Source organism: Streptomyces sp. P5F9 (genome assembly GCF_057961495.1).
In genome coordinates, this window is sequence record NZ_JBXVPZ010000649.1 from 1 (window position 1) to 4,216 (window position 4,216).

Genomic DNA, 4,216 nt, shown 5'->3' on the forward strand with positions numbered 1-4,216 from the left:
CACCAGACACACCGCTCCACTCCCGGTACGCGGCCACAGCCGTCGGCAGGGTCGGGAAGATGTGGTCCGTGCCGACCGAGTCCGCCAGGCCGTACGCCTCCAGGTCGGTGAGGAGGTCCTGTTTGACCCGGGCGAGGGCGAACACGACGCCCCGCTGGGCGAGTTCGCGGCGGAGTTCGTCGACCGCGTCCAGGGCGGTGATGTCGACCTCGACATTGGCCTCGGCGTTGAGGACGAACCAGCGGACGGGGACTGCCTGTTGGGCTACGGCGGCCAGGGCGCGGCGGCGGAAGTTCTCCGCGTTGGCGAAGAAGAGCGGTGAGTCGTAGCGGTAGACGAGCAGGCCGGGGATCGTGCGGGCCTGCGGATAGTCGTCCACGTCGTGCATGCCGGCGACACCGGGAACCAGGCCCTCGACGGCGTCGTGCGGACGGGCCACCCGGGTGAGGAGTTCGGCCACCGACAGGCCCACGGCGACGATCACGCCGTAGAGGATGTCCAGGGCCAGCACTCCGGTCAAACAGCCCAGGGCCAGGAGGAGTTCGCGGCGGCGGAAGGTGGCCAGGCGGTGGAAGCCGGTGAGGTCGATCATGCGGACGGCGGCGTAGACGACGAGGGCGCCGAGGACCGCCGAGGGGGTGCGGGTGAGCAGGGGGCTCAGGAAGAGGAGGACCGAGAGGACGAGCGCTCCGGCGATCAGTGAGTACGCCTGGCTGCGGGCGCCCGCCGAGGAGGCCAGCGCGGTGCGGCTGGCGCTGCTGCTCACCGGGAAGCCGTGGAGGACGCCGGCGCCGAGATTGGCCGCGCCCAGCGCCAGGAACTCCTGGCCGGCGTCCAGGCCGGGGCCGTCGTCCTCCTCGCCGCCGGTGAAGGCGCGGGCGGTGAGGATGAAGTCCGTGTAGGCGACGAGCAGGACGCCGAGTGCGGGCAGGACCAGGTGGGGGAGTTGGGCGAGGTCGGGCAGGCCGATCGTGGGAAGTCCCGCCGGGACGTGGCCGATCACCTTGATGCCGTAGCGGTCGTCGAGGCCGAGGGCGGCCACGGCTGCCGTGCCCAGCACCACGGCCAGCAGCGGGCCGGGCACCATCCGGGACAGACGCGCCGCCGTGAACAGGAACGCGAGCGTGACGGCGGCGAACAGGAGGGTGGGCGGGTGGAGTTGGCCCAAGTGCCGTAGGAACGACCAGAGTTGGGGGAAGAATGCCGAACCCGTCGTCGACACCCCGGTGAGCTTGGGGAGTTGGTCCACGATCATGATCAGGGCCACGCCCGCCAAGTAGCCGATCAGGACCGGGCGGGAGAGGAGATCGGCTACGAAGCCGAGCCGTACCGCCCATGCGGCGAGGCACAACAGGCCGACCGTGACCGCGAGGGCGGCGGCGAGGGTGGCGTAGCGGGCCGGGTCGCCAGCGGCGAGCGGGCCTACGACCGTCGCCGTCATCAGCGCGGTCGTCGATTCGGGGCCGACCGAGAGGAGCCGGGACGAGCCCAGTACGGCGTACAGGGCGAGCGCGGGGAGGATCGCCCACAGTCCGGCGACCGGCGGGAGGCCGGCCACCCCGGCATACGCCATCACCTGCGGGACGAGGTACGCGGCGACCGTGACACCGGCCAGCAGATCACCGCGCAGCCACGCGCGCCGGTATCCGGCCAGCGCGGCGATTCCGGGCGTCAGGCGCCGCCACTTCAGGACGCGTCCGCCCGGGCTGGGGGACATGGTGCTCCTCGGCCCGACCGGCTCAGAGGCTCGCCGCGTGGTCCGGGACGAAGGTCTGCAGGTCGCGCGGCGGGCGCTCGTAGCCGGTGGACGGCGGGCGGGGCGGGAGTTCGAGGACCGGGGGCGACACCTCGCGGTAGGGGAGGGAGCCGAGGAGGTGGGCGATCATGTTCAGGCGGGCCCGGCGCTTGTCGTCGCTCTCGACGACGTACCACGGGGCCTCCGAGACGTCGGTGTGCACCAGCATCTCGTCCTTCGCCCGCGAGTACGCCTCCCAGTGGGTGAGGGACTCCAGGTCCATCGGCGACAGCTTCCAGCGGCGCAGCGGATCGTCCAGCCGGCGGCGGAAGCGCTCCTCCTGGACGTCGTCGCTCACCGAGAACCAGTACTTGCGCAGCACGATCCCGTCCTCGACCAGCATCCGCTCGAAGATGGGGCACTGGCGTAGGAAGAGCTGGTACTCCTCCTTGGTGCAGAAGCCCATCACGCGCTCGACGCCGGCCCGGTTGTACCAGCTGCGGTCGAACAGGACGATCTCCCCGGCGGCCGGCAGATGCTCGACGTAGCGCTGGAAGTACCACTGGGTGCGCTGGCGGTCGGTCGGCTTCGGCAGCGCGGCGATCCGGGCGACACGCGGGTTGAGGTGCTCGGAGACGCGCTTGATGGTGCCGCCCTTGCCCGCCGCGTCCCGGCCCTCGAAGACCACGACCAGGCGGGTGCCCTCGGCCCGCACCCACTCCTGGAGCTTCACCAACTCCGTCTGCAGACGCAGCAGTTCGGTCTCGTACTTCGCGCGCGGCAGCTTCGTCGCCTTCTTGCCGGCCATGCTGCCTCAACCCCTCGATGACGTGCGCGGTTCCCTGTGTCCAAGGTCGAACACCTGGACAGCACCGTACTGACCGGCGGAGGAGCGCGCACCCCGGATGCCTGCTCCGGATGCGTGCTCTGCCGGGTTTGCGCCGGACGGCAGCGGCAACCCGGACTGTGTGACAGCCATGACCACGCAACAGGAGCTCGTCCGGTTTCTGGAGGACCGCTTCGCCTGCGCACAGGCCTGCACCGAGTGTGCGCGGGCCTGCGTGCTGCGGGTCAGCCGCTCCGATCCGGACGCCACCGACCACGAGGCACTCGTACGACGCAAGGCGCTGTTGTGCGCGGAGGTGTGCGACGCGACCTGCCGGATGCTGGCCGAGCAGAACCTCCAGGACGAGTCCGCCCTGCGCCTCCAGGCCAAGTGGTGCCTGCTCGTCTGCCTGGAGTGCGCGCAGGTCCTCGACGCGCAGCCGGGCGCCGAGGCGGACGCGGAGACGTGCCGGGACTGCGCGCGGGCGTGCACGGAGTTCATGGCCACGCTGAACTGAAGTCCGTGGCTGTGCTGACCTGAAGCCCACGGCCACCCTGAACTGACGGGCGCCTACGGCCTCTTCAGGGGCATTGCCGCCTCGCCATTCCCTATTTCTGGAACACGTTCTACGGTGTGCGCCGTCAGGACCGGCCTTGGGGAGCCTGGAGGCGCCGTGCATCTCGAATACACGCCCGAGCAGCAGCGGCTGCGCACCGAACTGCGCGCCTACTTCGCCGAGTTGGTGCCCGACCACGCCTACTCGCGCTACGACGACCCGGCCGCCCAGAAGCGCTTCTACCGCGAGACGATCCGCCGGCTCGGCACGGACGGCTGGCTCGGCGTCGGCTGGCCCGAGGAGTACGGCGGGCGCGGGCTGACGCCGATGGAGCAGTTCATCTTCTTCGACGAGGCCGCGCAGGCGGGCGTGCCGCTGCCGCTGATGGCGCTGAACACCGTCGGCCCGACGATCATGCAGTTCGGCACCGACGAGCAGAAGGCGTACTTCCTCCCGAAGATCCTCGCCGGCGAGATCGACTTCGCGATCGGCTACAGCGAGCCCGAGGCCGGCACGGATCTGGCCGCCTTGAAGACGCGGGCCGTACGGGACGGCGACGAGTACGTCGTCGACGGCCAGAAGATCTGGACGACGAACGGCGACACCGCCGACTGGGTCTGGCTCGCCGTCCGCACCGACCCCGACGCCCCGCCGCACAAGGGCATCACCATGCTCCTGGTCCCGACCGCCGACCCCGGCTACTCCTGCACGGTGATCAACACCCTCGCCTCGCACGACACCACCGCCAGCTACTACGAGAACATCCGCGTCCCCGTCACCCGCCGCGTCGGCAAGGAGAACCAGGGCTGGCGCCTGATCACCAACCAGCTCAACCACGAGCGCGTCACCCTCGCCGCCCACGGCACCATGGCGATCCGCGCCCTGCACGACGTCCAGCACTGGGCCATGGAGACCAAACTCGCCGACGGCCGCCGCGTCGTCGACCTCCCCTGGGTCCGCCGCCTGCTCGCCCGCACCTACGCCAGGCTCGACGCGATGAAACTCCTCAACTGGCAGATGGTGAACGCCGTCCAGGAAGGCACCCTCACCCCCCAGGACGCCTCCGCCGTCAAGGTCTACGGCTCCGAGGCCCGCCGAG

At 70.7% G+C, this 4,216-nt stretch carries 4 protein-coding genes; 2 read left to right on the plus strand and 2 right to left on the minus strand.

Annotation, left to right across the window (positions count from 1 at the left end; translation table 11 throughout):
* A partial coding sequence (locus tag AC31A1_RS47680; protein WP_489659315.1) for a SulP family inorganic anion transporter occupies window positions 1-1,717 on the minus strand: 1,717 nt, incomplete at its 3' end.
* Window positions 1,718-1,739: 22 nt separating this feature from the next.
* Window positions 1,740-2,543 (minus strand): polyphosphate kinase 2, encoded by an 804-nt coding sequence (ppk2, locus tag AC31A1_RS47685; protein WP_489659316.1) that lies wholly within the window; start codon window positions 2,541-2,543, stop codon window positions 1,740-1,742.
* A gap of 169 nt (window positions 2,544-2,712) precedes the next feature.
* Between ppk2 and AC31A1_RS47690 the strand changes: the two genes are divergently transcribed.
* Both AC31A1_RS47690 and AC31A1_RS47695 read left to right on the plus strand, forming a co-directional pair.
* Window positions 2,713-3,078, plus strand: a complete 366-nt coding sequence (locus AC31A1_RS47690) for a four-helix bundle copper-binding protein (RefSeq protein ID WP_393754959.1) — start codon at window positions 2,713-2,715, stop codon at window positions 3,076-3,078.
* Window positions 3,079-3,234: 156 nt separating this feature from the next.
* A partial coding sequence (locus AC31A1_RS47695; RefSeq protein WP_489659317.1) for an acyl-CoA dehydrogenase family protein occupies window positions 3,235-4,216 on the plus strand: 982 nt, incomplete at its 3' end.

Coding starts and splice junctions, on each gene's coding strand:
- ppk2 (WP_489659316.1), bottom strand. CDS start 2,543: ATGGCCGGCAAGAAGGCGACGAAGCTGCCGCGCGCGAAGTACGAGACC.
- AC31A1_RS47690 (WP_393754959.1), top strand. CDS start 2,713: ATGACCACGCAACAGGAGCTCGTCCGGTTTCTGGAGGACCGCTTCGCC.